The 16,139-nt window shown below is 69.9% G+C and carries 16 protein-coding genes; 11 read left to right on the forward strand and 5 right to left on the reverse strand.

All coding sequences use genetic code 11. The features are described 5' to 3' along the window. The first annotated feature begins 41 nt into the window (after positions 1-41). Positions 42-341 (forward strand): hypothetical protein, encoded by a 300-nt coding sequence (locus tag Q0833_RS17515; RefSeq protein WP_298438142.1) that lies wholly within the window; start codon positions 42-44, stop codon positions 339-341. A gap of 116 nt (positions 342-457) precedes the next feature. Further along, entirely contained in the window at positions 458-1,072 is a 615-nt protein-coding gene (locus Q0833_RS17520) for a TetR/AcrR family transcriptional regulator (protein ID WP_298438144.1), read from the forward strand. Positions 1,073-1,078: 6 nt separating this feature from the next. Here Q0833_RS17520 and ubiG read toward each other — a convergent pair whose 3' ends face one another. Further along, on the reverse strand, positions 1,079-1,819 hold the full coding sequence (gene ubiG / locus Q0833_RS17525; RefSeq protein ID WP_298438147.1) for a bifunctional 2-polyprenyl-6-hydroxyphenol methylase/3-demethylubiquinol 3-O-methyltransferase UbiG: 741 nt from the start codon (positions 1,817-1,819) through the stop codon (positions 1,079-1,081). A gap of 64 nt (positions 1,820-1,883) precedes the next feature. Between ubiG and pip the strand changes: the two genes are divergently transcribed. The 9 genes from pip to Q0833_RS17570 are packed head-to-tail and all read left to right on the forward strand — an operon-like array spanning position 1,884 to position 10,478. Next, complete coding sequence (gene pip, locus Q0833_RS17530; protein WP_298438150.1) at positions 1,884-2,861, forward strand: prolyl aminopeptidase; 978 nt, start codon at positions 1,884-1,886, stop codon at positions 2,859-2,861. Positions 2,862-2,918: 57 nt separating this feature from the next. Next, complete coding sequence (gene rfbC, locus Q0833_RS17535; protein WP_298438153.1) at positions 2,919-3,476, forward strand: dTDP-4-dehydrorhamnose 3,5-epimerase; 558 nt, start codon at positions 2,919-2,921, stop codon at positions 3,474-3,476. Continuing rightward, positions 3,473-4,513 carry a dTDP-glucose 4,6-dehydratase gene (gene rfbB / locus Q0833_RS17540; protein WP_298438156.1) on the forward strand — a complete coding sequence of 347 codons (1,041 nt, stop codon included), beginning with the start codon at positions 3,473-3,475 and terminating at the stop codon, positions 4,511-4,513. Before rfbC ends, rfbB begins: the two co-directional genes overlap by 4 nt. Continuing rightward, positions 4,510-5,349, forward strand: a complete 840-nt coding sequence (gene rfbD, locus Q0833_RS17545) for a dTDP-4-dehydrorhamnose reductase (protein WP_298438159.1) — start codon at positions 4,510-4,512, stop codon at positions 5,347-5,349. Before rfbB ends, rfbD begins: the two co-directional genes overlap by 4 nt. Next, positions 5,346-6,221, forward strand: a complete 876-nt coding sequence (gene rfbA, locus Q0833_RS17550) for a glucose-1-phosphate thymidylyltransferase RfbA (protein ID WP_298438163.1) — start codon at positions 5,346-5,348, stop codon at positions 6,219-6,221. Before rfbD ends, rfbA begins: the two co-directional genes overlap by 4 nt. Before the next feature lie 39 nt (positions 6,222-6,260). Further along, a complete protein-coding gene (locus tag Q0833_RS17555) occupies positions 6,261-7,244 on the forward strand; it encodes a membrane dipeptidase (protein WP_298438166.1) in 984 nt (327 codons plus the stop codon). Then, positions 7,241-8,854 carry a hypothetical protein gene (locus Q0833_RS17560; RefSeq protein ID WP_367274989.1) on the forward strand — a complete coding sequence of 538 codons (1,614 nt, stop codon included), beginning with the start codon at positions 7,241-7,243 and terminating at the stop codon, positions 8,852-8,854. The genes Q0833_RS17555 and Q0833_RS17560 overlap by 4 nt, the downstream gene beginning before the upstream one ends. Continuing rightward, positions 8,833-9,462: a DUF3726 domain-containing protein gene (locus Q0833_RS17565; RefSeq protein ID WP_298438168.1), complete on the forward strand. Its 630-nt coding sequence runs from the start codon at positions 8,833-8,835 to the stop codon at positions 9,460-9,462. The genes Q0833_RS17560 and Q0833_RS17565 overlap by 22 nt, the downstream gene beginning before the upstream one ends. A gap of 11 nt (positions 9,463-9,473) precedes the next feature. Further along, on the forward strand, positions 9,474-10,478 hold the full coding sequence (locus Q0833_RS17570) for an Ldh family oxidoreductase (protein WP_298438172.1): 1,005 nt from the start codon (positions 9,474-9,476) through the stop codon (positions 10,476-10,478). On the opposite strand, the gene Q0833_RS17575 is transcribed toward Q0833_RS17570, so the two are convergent. The 4 genes from Q0833_RS17575 to Q0833_RS17590 form a co-directional block, all read right to left on the reverse strand. Continuing rightward, entirely contained in the window at positions 10,475-11,398 is a 924-nt protein-coding gene (locus Q0833_RS17575) for a glycosyltransferase family 2 protein (RefSeq protein ID WP_298438175.1), read from the reverse strand. The two genes, Q0833_RS17570 and Q0833_RS17575, sit on opposite strands and share 4 nt — an antisense overlap. After that, positions 11,395-12,780, reverse strand: coding sequence for an O-antigen ligase (locus Q0833_RS17580; RefSeq protein ID WP_298438178.1), 1,386 nt, complete (start codon positions 12,778-12,780; stop codon positions 11,395-11,397). Before Q0833_RS17580 ends, Q0833_RS17575 begins: the two co-directional genes overlap by 4 nt. Next, complete coding sequence (locus Q0833_RS17585; RefSeq protein ID WP_298438181.1) at positions 12,780-14,618, reverse strand: right-handed parallel beta-helix repeat-containing protein; 1,839 nt, start codon at positions 14,616-14,618, stop codon at positions 12,780-12,782. The genes Q0833_RS17580 and Q0833_RS17585 overlap by 1 nt, the downstream gene beginning before the upstream one ends. Positions 14,619-14,766: 148 nt before the next feature. Then, positions 14,767-16,065, reverse strand: coding sequence for an oligosaccharide flippase family protein (locus tag Q0833_RS17590; protein WP_298438184.1), 1,299 nt, complete (start codon positions 16,063-16,065; stop codon positions 14,767-14,769). Between the last annotated feature and the right edge of the window lie 74 nt (positions 16,066-16,139).

The raw sequence follows: 16,139 nt of genomic DNA on the forward strand, positions 1-16,139 counted from the left end.
ATGAACTGAACGGTTCGGTTCGTTAGCGAGGAGAGACCGAGATGAAAGCCCTGTTCCTGACCAGTCTGACGGCGGCCGCGCTCGCGCTGCCCGCCATCGCGGATACGATCGAGATCGACGACGACCGGTGGTTCCGCGTCGAGACCCCCGCCTCCAACGGCATCGTTGTCGATATCGACGATGATGGCTGGACGCGGATGGATGCGCCCTTGGCGCAGTCGACCCGCGCGCAGCCGCGCGAACCCGGCGTCTGTACCCAGCTCGAGCGGTCCGCCCGGATCGCCACGTCCGAGTGCGGCACCCTGACGCCGGCGCAACTGACCGCTATCCAGGCCGACTGATCCCCCCGAAGTCGACCGGGCCCGCGGGGCGTGCCGATCTCCCCGGCGCGCCCCGCTTCTCGTTTGTCTTGTGCGGCTTGGCCGCGTCTCTATATGCTGCGACCGAGGGGGAGCCGATGAACGATGTCACGCCGATCAAGAAGGGCCGTAAGTTCGATCAAGTGATCGAGGGCGCGCGCAGCGTCTTTCTCTCCGATGGGTACGAAGGCGCGAGCGTCGATGCCATCGCCCGCGCGGCGGGCGTCTCGAAGGCCACCCTCTACAGCTATTTTACCGACAAGAAGCTCCTCTTCATGGAGGTGGCCAAGGCGGAATGCTCGACCCAGATCTGCGAGGCGGGCGAGATCCTGACGCCGGGCTCCGAGCCGCGCGACGCGCTCTGCGAGGCCGGCTACCAGATGACCCGCTTCGTGCTCTCGGATTTCGGCCAGAGCATCTTTCGCATGTGCGTCGCCGAGAGCGACCGCTTCCCCGAGCTGGGGCGCGAATTCTTCCGGACCGGGCCCCAGGTCTTCCGCGAGCAGATGCGGGCCTATCTGCGCCTTGCCGTCGAACGCGAGGAGTTGGTGATCGACGATATCGAACTGGCCGCCGACCAGTTCGTCGAGCTGTGCCATGCGACGCTCTTCGTCGAGATGGTGTTCGGCGTGCGCGAGACGGCGACCGATGCCGAGGTCGACCGCATCGTCAGCGGCGCGGTCGACACGTTCATGGCCCGCTTCGGCGCCTGACCCGGCTCAGGCGGGCCGCAGGCTCGCCGTGACGTAATTCACCGAAAGATCCCGGTCGGACAGCCGCCACGTCCAGCTCAGCGGATTGAAGACGAATCCCATCCGGTCCACCGGCGTGAGCCCCGCCTGCCGCAAGAGGTCGTAAAGCTCGTCCGGCGTGATGAATTTCGACCATTCATGCGTGCCCTTCGGCAGCCAGCGCATCACCTGTTCGGCCCCGATGATCGCCATCACGTAGCTCTTTGCGTTGCGGTTGAGCGTCGAGCAGCACATCAGCCCGCCCGGACGCAGGAGGTCATGGCAGGCCGTCAGGTAGCCCAGCGGGTCGGACACATGCTCGACCACCTCCATGTTGAGGATCGCGTCGAAGGGCGGCTCGTCCGTCTCCAGAAGCGCCTCGGCGGAGGTGTGGCGGTAGTCGATCTCGAGCCCCGATTGCGCCGCGTGGGCCTGCGCCACGGGGATGTTGCGCGCCGCCGCATCGACGCCGACGACCGTCGCGCCCAGGCGTGCCATCGGTTCGGACAGAAGCCCGCCGCCGCAGCCGATATCGAGGATGCGCAGCCCTTCGAAGGGCGCGTCGCCCGACAGGTCGCGATCGAATTCGCCCGCGATCTGGGTTGTGATGTAGTCCAGCCGACAGGGATTGAGCATGTGCAGCGGCTTGAACTTGCCGTTCGGATCCCACCATTCGGCCGCCATGGCCTCGAACTTCTCGATCTCGGTCGGGTCGATGGTGGTGGTCATGAGGCCTCCGCGTCGGGTGTGATTGCCATGGTGGCGCGCGCTTGGCGGTCTATATAGGTCGCCAATGGACAGGAACCCGTACCAGCAGCCGGCCAATTCGCTCTATCCGCCGATCGACCCCTTCGATCAGCGCATGGTCGAGATCGGCGACGGGCATCGCCTCTATGTCGAGCAATGCGGCAACCCGGACGGCCAGCCGGTCGTCGTGCTGCATGGCGGGCCGGGCGGCGGGTGCAGTCCGATGATGCGGCGCTTCTTCGACCCCGAACGGTGGCGCATCGTGCTCTTCGATCAGCGCGGCTGCGGCCGGTCGCGGCCCCATGCCAGCGTCCGCGACAACACGACATGGCATCTCGTCGACGACATCGAGCACCTGCGCACGCTTCTCGGGATCGACCGCTGGACCGTCTTCGGCGGCTCGTGGGGCGCGACGCTGGCGCTGATCTACGCGATCACCCATCCCGACCGCGCCGTGCGTCTGATCCTCCGGGGTGTCTTCCTGATGGAGCAGCGCGAGCTCGACTGGTTCTACGGGGGCGGCGCGGGGCAGTTCTGGCCCGATCAATGGGGCCGGTTCCGCGACCTGATCCCCGAGGACGAGCAGGGCGACCTGATCGCGGCCTACCACCGTCGCTTGTTCGATGCGCCGGCGCCGGACCAGATCCGCTTTGCCCGCGCCTGGGCGGCGTGGGAGAACGCGCTGGCCTCGATGTCGAGCCAGGGCCGCACGGGCGAGCCGGGCGGCGAATACGCACGTGCCTTCGCCCGGCTGGAGAACCACTATTTCACCCATCGCGGGTTTCTCGACCATGACGGCTGGATTCGCGCCAATCTCGACCGGATCGCCCAGGTGCCGGGCGTGATCGTCCAAGGCCGCTACGATATGATCTGCCCGCCGCTCTCGGCGCATCTTCTGGCCGAGGGTTGGGAGGGCGGGACGCTCAGCATGGCACCGCTCGCCGGGCACGCCCTCTCCGAGCCGGGCATTGCGGACCAGCTCATCCGGGCCACGGACCTCGCCGCCGGGCGTGCGGTGGGGTGACGCCGTGCGCGCGGCTGCGCTAGGACGGACGGGACGGATATCGACGGGGCGCCCCACATGCAGATCGACGACACCGCTATCCCGGCGGTCAAGCTGCTGACGCCGCGCCGGTTCGGCGACGCGCGCGGCTTCTTCGCAGAGACGTGGAACGCGCGGACTTTCGCGGCGCTGGGCCTCGATATCGCCTTCGTGCAGGACAACCATTCGCTCTCGGACGACGCGGGGACGGTGCGCGGCCTGCACTTTCAGACGCCGCCCCACGGGCAGGGCAAGCTGGTGCGCTGTGGCCGGGGCGCGCTCCTCGACGTGGCTGTCGATATCCGCGAGGGCTCGACCACTTACGGGCACGCGGTCACCGCGGAGCTCAGCGCCGAAAACGGCCGCATGATGTGGATCCCCGAGGGCTTCGCCCACGGATTCGTCACGCGCCTGCCCGGAACCGAGATCTGCTACAAGTGCACCGGCTTCTACGAGCCGTCGGCCGAAAGCGCGATCCGCTGGGATAGCGCCGGCATCGACTGGGGCCTCGACCACGATCCGGTTCTCTCGCCCAAGGATGCCGAGGCGCCGCCGCTGGCCGATCTCGACACGCCGTTCCGGGGGGATGGGACATGACGCTTCTTGTCACCGGCGGCGCCGGGTTCATCGGGTCGGCGGTGGTCCGGCAAGCGGTGGCGGCGGGCCGCGATGTCGTGAATCTGGACGCGCTGACCTATGCGGCCTGTCTTGAAAACGTGGCCACGGTGGCCGAGGCCCCGAATTATACCTTCGTGGAGGCCGACCTGCGCGACCGCGCCGCGCTCGACCGGGTGTTCGCCGAACATGCCCCCGATGCGGTCATGCACCTCGCCGCCGAGAGCCATGTCGATCGCTCGATCGACGGCCCCTCCGCCTTCGTCGAGACGAACGTCACCGGCACGTTCAATTTGCTGGAAGCGGCGCGCGACCACTGGATCGCCCGAGGCCGCCCGGAGGCCTTCCGCTTCCACCATATCTCGACCGACGAGGTGTTCGGCTCGCTCGGGCCCGAGGGGCAATTCACCGAGGAGACGCCCTACGATCCGCGCAGTCCCTATTCGGCGTCGAAGGCGGCGAGCGACCACCTCGTGCGCGCGTGGCACGAGACCTACGGCCTGCCGATCCTGCTGACCAACTGCTCCAATAACTACGGCCCCTATCACTTCCCCGAAAAGCTCGTCCCCGTGACGATCCTGAATGCGATCCATGGTCGGCCCATCCCGGTCTACGGCGCGGGCGAGAACGTGCGCGACTGGCTCTTCGTCGAGGATCATGCCGACGCGCTCCTGACCGTGCTGACGCGCGGCGAAGTCGGGCGCAGCTACAATATTGGCGGCAATGCCGAGGCGCGGAACATCGACCTCGTCCGCGCGATCTGCGCCATCCTCGACCGACTGCGCTCCGACAGCGCGCCCCATGCCGACCTCATCACCTTCGTCACGGACCGCCCCGGCCACGACGCGCGCTACGCCATCGACGCGAGCCGCATCCGGGACGAGCTGGGCTGGCGGCCCTCGGTGACGCTGGAGGACGGGCTGGAGCGAACGGTGCGCTGGTATCTCGAGAACGAGGCCTGGTGGCGGCCGCTGCTCGACCGGCAGGGCGTGGGCGACCGGCTCGGGGTGCGCGCGTGATCCTCTGCATCGGGCGGAGCGGACAGCTCGGATGTGAGATGGCGCGGCTGGACGGCGTCCACTGCGCCGGGCGGGACGTGGCCGACCTGACCGATCCCGCGGGCTGCGCCGCGTTCATCCGCCGGACCGCCCCCGAGGCGGTCGTCAACGCGGCCGCCTATACCGCCGTCGATGCCGCCGAGGCGGACGAGGACGCGGCCCATCTGGTCAACGCCGAAGCGCCCGCCGCGATGGCCGCGGCCTGCGCCGATCTTGGTATCCCTTTCGTCCAGGTCTCGACCGACTACGTCTTCGACGGAACGGGTAACGCGGCCCGCGCTCCCGACGCGCCGACAGCACCCTTGGGAGCCTACGGCCGCACCAAGCTCGCGGGCGAGGAGGGCGTGCGCGCGTCCGGCGGCGTCCATGCGGTTCTGCGCACCTCCTGGGTCGTCAGCGCGCACGGCTCCAATTTCGTCACCACGATGCTGCGGCTCGGGGCCGAGCGGGAGGCGCTCCGTGTCGTTGCGGACCAGATCGGTGGCCCGACCCCGGCGCGCGACCTCGCCCGCGCCTGTCACGCGATCGCCCGGGCGCTCGTCGCCGATCCCGGTCTGAGCGGCACATACCACTATGCGGGCGCGCCGGATGTCAGCTGGGCCGGCTTCGCGCGCGCCATCTTCGACGCGGCCGGGCTCGACTGCGCGGTCACGGATATCCCATCGCGCGATTATCCAACCCCCGCCGCACGGCCGCTCAACTCCCGGCTCGACGTCTCGGCGACAGAAGCCGCATTCGGCCTTGCCCGCCCCGACTGGCGCGAGGGTTTGGCCGAGATCATGAAGGACCTGACATGACGACACGCAAGGGCATCATCCTGGCCGGCGGCTCGGGCACGCGCCTGCACCCGATCACCGAGGGCGTCTCGAAGCAGCTTCTGCCGATCTACGACAAGCCGATGATCTATTATCCGCTGACCGTCCTGATGCTGGCCGGCATCCGCGAAATCGCGATCATCACCACGCCTCACGACCAGGACCAGTTCCGGCGCGCCTTGGGCGACGGCGCGCGCTGGGGCGTCACGCTGAACTACATCGTGCAGGAGAAGCCCGAGGGGTTGGCGCAGGCCTATCTCTTGGCCGACGGGTTCCTGGGCGGCGCACCCAGCGCGATGGTGCTGGGGGACAACATCTTCTTCGGGCACGGCCTGCCCGAATTGATGGCGGGCGCCCCCGCGGCGGGCGGCACCGTCTTCGGCTACCATGTGGCCGATCCCGAGCGCTACGGCGTGGTCGATTTCGCGCCCGACGGCACGGTCCGGTCCATCATCGAGAAGCCCGCGCAGGCACCGTCGAACTACGCGGTGACGGGGCTCTACTTCCTCGACGGGACGGCGCCGGAGCGGGCGCGGGGTGTTGCCCCGTCCGAGCGGGGTGAGCAGGAGATCACGACCCTCCTCGAGACCTATCTCGCCGACGGGTCGCTCCGGGTCGAGAAGATGGGTCGTGGTTACGCCTGGCTCGACACCGGCACCCATGCCTCGCTGCTGGATGCCGGGAACTTCGTGCGGACCCTGCAGCAGCGGCAAGGGCTGCAGGCCGGATGCCCCGAGGAAGTCGCCTACCAACAGGGCTGGATCGACGCGGATGCCGTGGCCGCGATGGCCGACCGCTACGGCAAGACGGAATACGGCACCTATCTGGGCAAGCTGCTCGACCCGACACGCTGACGATTGCGCGGGCGCGCGGCCTGTGGCTTGGTCCGCGCCATGGGGTTCCGCATCGACAACCTGCAGTATTGCAACTGGTCCGAGACCATCTTCCGCCAAATGCGGGAGGGCGGTCTGGATGCCGTCCACGTCACCATCGCCTATCACGAGACCTTCCGCGAAACGGTCCTGCGCATCGAGGAGTGGAACCGCCGGTTCGAGCGCTTCCCCGACCTGATCGTCCAGGCCCGCACCGCCGTCGACATTCGCGCGGCACGCAAGGCGGGGCGCACCGCCATCGTCTTCGGCGCCCAGAACCCCAGCCCGATCGAGGACGATATCGGCCTCGTGGAGGTGCTGCACACGCTGGGCCTGCGCTTCATGCAGCTGAGCTACAACAACCAGTCCCTCCTCGCGACGGGCTGCTACGAGGACGAGGATCCGGGCCTGACCCGCATGGGCCGTGCCGTCGTGGCCGAGATGAATCGCGTCGGCATGGTCATCGACATGAGCCATTCCGCCGACCGCTCGACGCTGGACGCCATCGAGACCTCGACCAGACCCATCGCGATCACCCATGCCAACAACGCCGACTGGCACCCGGCGCGCCGCAATTTCGGCGAGGACGTGCTGCGCGCCTTGGGCGAGAGCGGCGGGATGCTGGGCCTGTCACTCTATCCGCATCACTTGAAGGATGGGGCGGATTGCACGCTGGCCTCCTTCTGCGAGATGGCCGCGCGCACCGCCGAGGTGGTGGGGGCGGGCAATCTCGGGATCGGGTCCGATCTTTGCCAGGATCAGCCCGACAGCATCGTCGAATGGATGCGGACCGGCCGCTGGACCAAGGCCGTGGACTACGGCGAAGGCAGTGCCGACGCGCCGGGCTTCCCGCCGCAGCCTGACTGGTTCCGCGACAACCGGGACGTTCCGGGCCTGGCCGAGGGCCTGCGCGCCGCCGGGTTCGACGCGGGCGAGGTCGACGGGATCATGGGCGACAACTGGCTGCGCTTCTACGAGGCGGGCTTCGGCCCGGCGGGCGCGTGACCGTCGCGCTGCGTCCCCCCGAGGAGGTGATGCGCCTCGACCGGATGGGCTGTTTCCACCAGTCGCGCCTGTCTTTCATGCGGATGTTGCTGCGCCGTCTGAAGGCCGAAGACTGGACCTTCGACCGCCCCGTCTTCGAGATCGCCGCCGACGGCACCGGGCGCGCCGTCTATTCGGCGCACGGTCCGGACCGGTCCTATTCGCTCGTGGCCTTCTCCCATGACCTGCCGCCCGAGGCGCGCTCGGACCGGGTGATCGCGACGGCCTGGGACGCGACGTTCACGCTGTTCGACGGGGTTCCGGACGCGGAGGATCTGGCGCGGCTCGGGGCGAACGTGCCGCTCCAGGAGGCCGGGCGCATCACCGATCGCGAGCTGACGTTGAGCCGGGCCAACCGCTCCGTTCGCCTCTTCGATCACGTCGTCGACGCGCTGTCGCGGGGCATCCAGCCAGACCCTGTGCGCATCGACGCCGTGGGCTACCTGATGCGGACGACCGCCGTCTACGGATCGGGCAAGTTCGGCGCGGCCGATCGTGCGCGCATCGCGGATCGGCCCGAATGCGCGGCGCCGTTCCAGGTCGAGATGCTGACTGTCTGGCTGATCCGGGCCTTCGTGCTGGACCAGGTCGAAGCGATGGCACAGGCGCGCGCGCCCGACCGCGCCGTCGCGCTGGACCCCGAGCTGCGCCGGCGATTCGGGATCGGCAATTCGACCGGCCTCGGAATGGCACCGTTTCTCGTACATCACCCGGTCCTGCTGGACCGCTGGATCACCGCCCGCGAGACCGCGCTGGCGCGCGTCCTGGAACAGGCGGCGCCACCCGACCGGATCGCCGCGTTCATCGCCGCCCGCGACGCCGCCGCGCGCAACGTCGCCGCATGGCGTACCGATCATCCGGTGCAGGCCGCCAAGCTCGACGGCCTGCGCGCGGATATGGAGCGGCTGGTCGCGCAGCCGGTGACCGGATGGGCCGCGCTCTGGGAGTGGGGGCGGACGGCGCTTTCGCTCGAAGGGCAGGAATTGCTCGTCTCGCTTCTCCTGGAACCCTGGCCCGAACTGGTGGACGGCCTCGGCGCGACGATGTGTGCCGAGGAAGACGCGCGCTTCGCCATCGACGGGCGCATGGCGCTGGACGACCTGCGCGGCGCGCTCTGCGCGGTGCACGGTATCGAGGGCTGCGACGGGCCGGCACGCGTCTGGTTCACCTCCGCCGACAAGCTGGAGCCGCGGCTGGGCGAGCCGGATCCCGCGCTCGACCCGCACGCGCAACCCTTGGCGACACGGCGCGATGCGGCGGCGCTGTTGGCCGCGATGGAGGGTCGGACGGGGGACGTCGCGGGCTTTCTGCTCGATCACCCGGAGCACCGGCATACGGTGCGCCGCGTTCAGATCGCCCTGCGCCATCCCTATGCCGAGATCCGCGACGATCTCGCCTCGACCGCGATGCTGCCCGCCGACATGCTGCGCGCGAAGCTGTCGTTCTTCGGGGCCGGGCGCTTCGATCCGCGCTCGGACCGCTGGGTGCGGATCGAGATGTTCCGCGGTGCGCCCTTTCCGCACGAGATGGCGGATGCGGGCGCCGAGCCATGGGCCGGGCTTCCGGCGTGAACCTGTCGGGCGGCGAGACCGAAGCGCTGGCCCGGAAGGCTGCGCGGGGCGCGGGGCTGCCCTGGGGCCTGGCCGAGGAGGCCGGTATGGCGGCGCGCTGGCTGGCCGAGCGGGGTCTGCCGGGCGCCGCGACGCTCGCCGCCCTGCTGACCGAGATCGACGGGGCCGGACCGCTGCCGCCGGTGCCCGGCGAGACCTGGCGGGCGAAGCACGACCGGCTCTGCCCGATCTGCTGTGGTGCGGCGCTGTCGGACCGGCTGGAGACGGGGCCGCTGACGGTCTTGGACGTGCTTCATCCGCTTCTCATGCTGCCGCACCTCGCCTCGGTCGCGGATCGTACGGGTCGTCCCGTCACGATCCGGTGGCCCGGTGGCGGTGCGATCCTGTCGCGGACCCCGAGCCTGCATGGCGCGCCGCCGCCCGCGCGCGGCGATATCCGCATCCTTCCCGCCCGCGCGCCGGGTCCGTGGCCGCGCGCGCCGCGCACGCCCGAGCCGGTGGCACCCGCGGCGGTCGACATTCTGAATGCATTCGCGCATCGCACCTATGCCCCGGCCCATCTTGGGCGCGAGGGCGGGGCGGGCGCGGGCCTGACCGACAGCGACTGAAAGGCAAGACCATGACCCACCGGATGATGTCCCTGGACGAGATCGAGACGCTGGCCTTCGACGCGCTGCTCGCGGCGGGCACACGCCCCGAGGCCGCGCGTGCGCTGGCCGTGGCGACCGCGGCCACCGAAGCCGACGGCGTGGCGAGCCACGGTCTGGCCTATGTGCCGATCTACGCCGAACATGTCCGCTGCGGGAAGGTCGACGGTCAGGCTGTCCCGGAGGTGTCGACCCCCCGACCCGGCGTGGTGCGCGTCGATGCCGGGCACGGTTTCGCCCATGGCGCCATCGACGCGGGCATGGGGCCGCTGATCGCGGCGGCGCGCGCAAACGGCGTCGCGGTCATGGCGATCCATCGGAGCTACAATTGCGGCGTACTCGGCATCCACACGGCGCGGATCGCGGCCGAGGGGATGCTGGGGCTGGGTTTCACCAACGCGCCCGCGTCCATCGCGCCGGGCGGCGGATCGCGGCCGGTCGTGGGCACCAACCCGATCTCGATGGCCGTGCCGGACGGGGCGGGGGGCGTCGAGATCCTGATCGACCAGTCGGCCAGCGTCATCGCCAAGTCCGAGATCATGAAGCACGCCCGCGAGGGCCGGGCGATCCCCGAGGGCTGGGGCCTCGATGCCGACGGCGCGCCCACCACGGATCCGGACGTGGCCCTGAATGGCTCGATGGCACCTGCGGGCGGCTACAAGGGCGTGGGCCTTGCGCTGATCGTCGAGACGCTGGCCGCGGCCATGACCGGCGCGACGCTGGGCAAGGATGCCTCGCCCTTCTCGGGCACGGCCGGCGGACCGCCAGCGACGGGCCAGATGTTCATCGCTATCGATCCGGGCGCGACGTCGGGCGGTGCCTTCGCGGAACGGATCGGCGATCTCGCAGCGGCGATCCGGGGCCAGGACGGCGCACGGCTGCCGGGCGACGGGCGCGGTGCGGCGCGGGCGCGGGCCGGAGGCGGCGTCGCGGTGGCCGAGGCGACGATCGAGCGCATTGCCGCGTCGATGGCCTAGAGGCGCGCCGGGTCGATCCCGGCCGCGGCCATGGTGACGCGGACGTCTCGCGGCGGGCCAAGGCCGAAGCCACCCGCCCAGGTCGCGCGGGCTGCCGCGAAATCTCCGCGCGACAGGTGCTGCGCGGCCTTCGCGGTCGTGAAGGCGAGCCCGCCCGGTACCGATGCAGGCCGGTGCCGGCGCAGGAACATCATGCGTGCGCGGTGCTTGAACCATTCCGAGAAAGGCGACGCGCGCCGGTCGCCCGAGGCCGATCCGATCGAGGCACCCGAGACGTGTCGGACCATCGCGTCGGGGCAGTGCAGAAGCGGCAGCGCGCCGCGCCGCATCGCCCAGTCCACCTCCTCGTAATAGAGGAAGTAATCCTCGGGCATCGGTCCCGCGACGTCGAGAAACGCGCGGGAGACGACGAGACTCGCGCCCGTGACGAAGGCGATCTCGGCCGGGTCGGGGGGCGGCGCATCGGCCGGGGCGAACTGGTTGAGGTTGCGCGTCACGCCGCTCCGCCAGTCGATGGTCCCGCCGTCGATCTGGATCCGCGGCGGTGTCTCGTCATAGAGGACCCGCCCGCCGATCATGGCGAACCCGCCGGGCAGCGCCGGGTGGGTGGCGAAGCGTCGCGCGGTGTCCGTGGCGACGGTGGTGTCCGGGTTCAGGACCCAGAAGCGATCGAGCCCTGCATCTGCCGACAGCACCGCAAGCCCCCGGTTCACGCCCGCCGCGAAACCGTCATTCGGGGCCTCGATCACGGTGACGTCGTGCGCGCGCAGGCGGGTCAGCGTGTCATCAGGCGAGGCGTTATCGACCACGACGACGCGGAGGGTCACGCCCTCGGAGGCCAGAAGGCTGCCGAGGCAGGCGTCGATCGTGTCGGCGGCGCGGTGGGTCACGATCACAACGCCGAGGCGCGGCGGCGTCATCGCCCGCGTGCCAGCGACGCCCGCGCGTCCGTCCCGGCCGGGAAGCGTGTGAAGGCCGGCCGCGCGCCGGAGCGCCGGATCGGGGCGGCGCGGCGCGGGTCCGCGGGGGCCTCGGCTTCAGGCGCTTCGGTTCGGGTGATCGGCTGGACGAGCCAGGCCGTCGCGCCGAACACGAAGAAGGTGAATGAGTAGATGTTGGTCCAGACATGGACCGTGAAGAGCGTGAAGGTCAGGCCGATGATGGTGAAGACGCAGGCCGTGCGGATGCGGCCAAGCTCGGTCCCGGGTCCATGGTCGAGCCGCATGAGCCGCGTCAGCTGCACCAGCCAGCCCGCCGCCAGCAGCCCCACGCCGGGCAGGCCGTAGCGCATCCCCGTCAGCAGCCAGAAATTGTCGACCGAATCCGAATGCATCCAGCTCGGCCGGACCCAGTCCCGAAGGCCGAGGCCGAAGATCGGGTTTGCCCAGATGTTCTCGAGGCCCCAGTCGAGGATCGTCAGGCGCCAGTAGGCCGTGTGCGCCGAGAAGGTGGCGTAGGTCATGAAGACCTGTAGCCCCGAGCGCGACGACAGAAGGTCGATGGCGATGTAGACCGTGGTCACGAGGCCGAGCAGCAGCCACCAGCGCCATGCGACCTGCGCGAAGATCGCGGCCCATGCGATCAGCCCGACCTGCAGCGCGATCGCCAGGAGCGCCCCCGAGGAGAGCGCCAGAAAGCCGCATCCGGCGACCGCACCTGCCGCGATCCAGCGTCGGAGGTCGCCCATCTGGTCCTTCATCGCGACGAAAACCATCGAGAACACGACCGAGCAGAAGAGCCCGTAATGGATGGGGTGGGCGAAGACCGCCTGCACCCGCTCGACTCCCAGCCGACGGTTCATGTCGAGGATGTCGACCGACCCGAGGACGGGCAGCTTGCGGATCATCGCGATGATCGGCGGCGTACCCGTCCGCGCCTCGATCAGCGCGAAGGGGAGCGTCAGCAGGACGCCCAGCAGAAGGAGGCGGCAGGCGCGAAGCATGTCGGCGGAGCTGCGGATGCCCGCGCGCGCGACGACGTAGCCGCCGAGGAACTCGACCCCGACCGACGGTGCCTGCTGGATGACGCGGTCCGGGTTGTTCACCCCGAGTGCGACCGCAATCCAGAGCGCGTGCCCGAGGAGCAGCCAGTCGGTCGCCAGCACCGGCCCATATCGACCGCGCAGCGTATTGACCAGAAGCGGCAGCGTTACCGCGAGCAGGAGCACCCGGAGCGTCGTCAGAAAGAGCGGTCCGACATGGAAGGAGATCGGCACCAGCACGGCGATCAGGTAGATCGGCACGAGCCATGCGGGTCCGCGCGTGTCGAGGCTCTCGGCCGGTTGGTCGCGGAGGGCCGTCATCACTCGGCGGCGGCGCGGCGCAGGGGCGGGTGCCGGACATCGAGCTCGAACGCGTCGACCCAGCCTGCGAAGCTGTCGAACTGGTCGAACGGGTTGCCGAAGGTCAGACCCCAATGCTCCGAAGGCCCGAGACGGCCGGTCATCGGAACCTCGGCCACGCGCGTGCCGTCGACATTCAGCCAGAGGTGACCCTCCTCGGAATCGTAGGCCAGCTCAAGCTCGGCGCCGCCGTCGCGCGCCAGCGCCGTGCCGCGCCCCTTGATGCGGGTCGTATAGCCGTCGGCGGTCGTGACGCGCGCCGTGATCGCGCCGCGGTCGCTGACGCGGACTACCAGAAGCTGGTGTACCCGAAGAACGATGCCCCCGGTGCGCCGCGGACCGAGATCGGGGCGCAGATGCATCCGCATCGAGAATGCATCGGCCCCGAAGAGCGCGGCCGTCTGATGCTCGGTCAGGCGCGTCGCGGGCAGATCGTCCCCGATCGCGATCGCGGGCTCGTAGATGTCGATCCGGTGGCGCAAGCCCCGGCCGCCATAGACCTCGATGGCCTGCGCCTCGGGCACGAGGCGGATGGCCCCTTCGGTCGTCGTGGGAAGCCGGCTCGTTGCGGACATCTCGGGCGCCAGCGGCGAGCCGTATTGCAGAAGCGGGGCGCCGATCGCCACGCCGTCCAGCGGACCACCCGGATAGGGCAGGAAGTCGACCGGACGCGCGGCCCTTCCTTGCGAGACGTCGGCGAAGACGCTGTCGTAATGGCCGTCCTGCAGCGGTTGGACATCCTGCACGATCAGGTTGCCGAGGATGAGCCAGTCGTCCCGCCATTCGGCCTCGGTGATGGCGTGGGCCACGTTGTTCACGACGATCACCTCGCGCGATTCCCCGGCGATGTGGATGCGCGGAACCCAGAGGTTGGGGTTCGGGCGGTTGCGGGCCGCGAAGGCGTTGCGCACGACGGTATTGCGCCGGATCGTCAAGCCCTCTGTCTCGCCGACGGTGATGCCGTGGGTGTGGGCGTTGAGGATGACGTTCTCCTCGATCGTCACGTCGCGGTAGAACATCTCGGGGCCGGCCTCGTGCTGATCGACCCGCTCGTTGCGCATGAAGATCGACTGGGTCCAGGGCCCGCGCCCGGAATCAAGGAGGTTGCCGCGGATCACGATCCCCTGGCTGGGCCGGTCGGTGCCCGCCGTCCAGAACTGGATCATGTCGGGATGGGTGCCGCCCGTGCGGCGATCCGAGAAGTCGCGGATGGTGTTGTCCTCGATCCGCACGTCCTCGACCTCCGCGAAGGTCATCCCATCGAGGCCCAGGCCGTGCAGCAGGTTCTCGGTCAGCGTGATCCCGGTGCTGTCGTCGATCAGGGTGCCGGTGCGAAAGCCGGTGATCTCGGACCGGGTCAGGGTGAACCCGTCGGTTTCGGTCACGCGGAGGGCCCGACGGGTCAGCGCTTCGGGACCGGCGAAGCGCATGTCCTGCATCACGATATCCCGGCTCGCGACGACGCGAAACGGCTCGTCCGGGGCGTCGGCGGCCGGCTGGAAGTCGAGGTCCGAGAGAACCAGATGCGCCGCATCGCGCAGGACGGCCGTGCCGATGCGAACGGAGCCTTCGGCGGCGCGGATGGTGATGGGCTGGGCCGCGGTTCCTTGCACGCCGACGATGCGCATCTCGGGATAGGCGCCCGGCGCGAGCATGAGCGTGTCGCCCGGTCGCGCCGCGTCGAGTTGATCGATCAGGGTTGCAGGCTCGGTTGGCAGCAGGCGTTCGGCCAAGGCGGGACAGGCGCCCCACAGGAGAAGGGCGGCCAGCGCCGCGGCGCGGGATCGAATGCGTGTCATCGCCTGTATCCTCGCCGGCGGGGCCGGTCGGTTGTTCTGCTAGGATCCTCTGCGGGACCTCTGGTCGAACGTAGTCGCGGCAGGTCGATACCGCCAAACGATAAAGGGTCGGCGGGGGTCATCGGCCGGGCGGTGTGACGGGCTTGCGTCAGGCTTCAATGGGCGGCGCGGTCGCGAGGATCGCCCCGGTCGCCGCCGCAGCGAGGGCCAGAAAGCCCGCATAGGACGCCCAGGGCAGGGCGATCGGGTCGGGCCGGGCCGCACGGAACATGGCCGCCGAAATCGCGATTCCGGCCAGCTCGGCCAGCGCGGCGAGCCACACCAGCACGACGACCGATGCACCGCCTTCGAGCATCCACCAACCCACGGCCAGCGCGGCGAGCCGGGGGATATTCGACCACGGCGCGTTCCCCGTCTGCCCGGTCGCGAGCGCGGCGATATTGGTGCCGACCTTGGCCACGCGCAGCCCCTGCAGGATCGCCATCGGCCCGAGCAGCCCCGCGACCGCGATGTAGTCCGATCCCGCCAGCCAGCGCGCGGCGATCGGACCGGCGAGGATGCCGACGCCCATGCCGGCCAGCCCCAGCGCGAGCGCCAGCTGGATCAGGCGGGCGGCGGGGCGGTCGATCTCGCCGGCTTCGGCGCGACGGGACAGGCGGGGCAGAAACCCGGTCTGGAGGCTGCGCATCACGATCAGGGCGGGCGTCAGCGTGATCGTGACGGCGAGCGCGAAGGTGCTGAGCGCCACCATGCCCTCGAGCCGCCCGACGATCAGCTTGTCGCCCTGGAAGACCGCGAAGAGCAGCCCCGCATTCAGCAGGATTGGCCAGCCGAAGCGCAGCGTCCGGCCCCAACGGGCGCGGTCGAAGGCGGGGCGGAACGGGCGCTCGGCGGCGCATTGCGAGACGAGGGCCGCGCCGGTGTTGTGGATCAGGATCGACACCAGCATAACGCGCCAGTCCCCGAGCCAGGCCGCCAGCGGAAAGATCGCGAGGAACGCCACCAGCGCGGGCAGCGTCTGTTCGGCGGCCAGCGCGCCGAAGCGACCGCTGCGGTTCTGCCGGTGGATGTCGAGATGGCGGACGCCGTTCAGAAGCGGCACGAGCGCCAGAACCGCGTAGGCCCATGCGACCTGTGGCACATTCAGGAAATCCGCCAGCGGGATCGCCAGCGCCAGCATGACCGCGCCGGCGAGGATGCCTCGAAAGAGCTGGAACCCCTGCAGCGCGCGCATCAGCCGGGGGTCGTCGCCGTCGGCGGCCTGCACGATTTGCTGCTGCAACCCGAAGGCCGAGGCCATCTCGACCGCCGCCACGGCCAGCGCGAAGGTCGCGGCGATCCCGTAATCCTCGACCGGGATCAACGCCGCGAGCGTCAGGTTCCGCGCGAAGAGAAGGGCGGAGGAGCCGAGATTTCCGGACAGGATGGTGAGGGCGGGGCGCAGCATCGGGGGCCTCGCGGATGGTGGACTTGCGCGCTTGTGGGCGGCTTGCCATGGTCCGGTCAAGCCGCCTTCCCCCG

The organism is uncultured Jannaschia sp. (genome assembly GCF_947503795.1).
In the GTDB taxonomy this organism is placed as follows: Bacteria; Pseudomonadota; Alphaproteobacteria; order Rhodobacterales; family Rhodobacteraceae; genus Jannaschia.

Coding starts and splice junctions, on each gene's coding strand:
- Q0833_RS17590 (WP_298438184.1), bottom strand. CDS start 16,065: ATGCTGCGCCCCGCCCTCACCATCCTGTCCGGAAATCTCGGCTCCTCC.
- Q0833_RS17585 (WP_298438181.1), bottom strand. CDS start 14,618: ATGACACGCATTCGATCCCGCGCCGCGGCGCTGGCCGCCCTTCTCCTG.
- Q0833_RS17520 (WP_298438144.1), top strand. CDS start 458: ATGAACGATGTCACGCCGATCAAGAAGGGCCGTAAGTTCGATCAAGTG.
- rfbB (WP_298438156.1), top strand. CDS start 3,473: ATGACGCTTCTTGTCACCGGCGGCGCCGGGTTCATCGGGTCGGCGGTG.
- rfbC (WP_298438153.1), top strand. CDS start 2,919: ATGCAGATCGACGACACCGCTATCCCGGCGGTCAAGCTGCTGACGCCG.
- Q0833_RS17580 (WP_298438178.1), bottom strand. CDS start 12,780: ATGACGGCCCTCCGCGACCAACCGGCCGAGAGCCTCGACACGCGCGGA.
- ubiG (WP_298438147.1), bottom strand. CDS start 1,819: ATGACCACCACCATCGACCCGACCGAGATCGAGAAGTTCGAGGCCATG.
- Q0833_RS17555 (WP_298438166.1), top strand. CDS start 6,261: ATGGGGTTCCGCATCGACAACCTGCAGTATTGCAACTGGTCCGAGACC.
- Q0833_RS17575 (WP_298438175.1), bottom strand. CDS start 11,398: ATGACGCCGCCGCGCCTCGGCGTTGTGATCGTGACCCACCGCGCCGCC.
- Q0833_RS17565 (WP_298438168.1), top strand. CDS start 8,833: ATGGGCCGGGCTTCCGGCGTGAACCTGTCGGGCGGCGAGACCGAAGCG.
- Q0833_RS17515 (WP_298438142.1), top strand. CDS start 42: ATGAAAGCCCTGTTCCTGACCAGTCTGACGGCGGCCGCGCTCGCGCTG.
- Q0833_RS17570 (WP_298438172.1), top strand. CDS start 9,474: ATGACCCACCGGATGATGTCCCTGGACGAGATCGAGACGCTGGCCTTC.
- rfbA (WP_298438163.1), top strand. CDS start 5,346: ATGACGACACGCAAGGGCATCATCCTGGCCGGCGGCTCGGGCACGCGC.
- pip (WP_298438150.1), top strand. CDS start 1,884: ATGGACAGGAACCCGTACCAGCAGCCGGCCAATTCGCTCTATCCGCCG.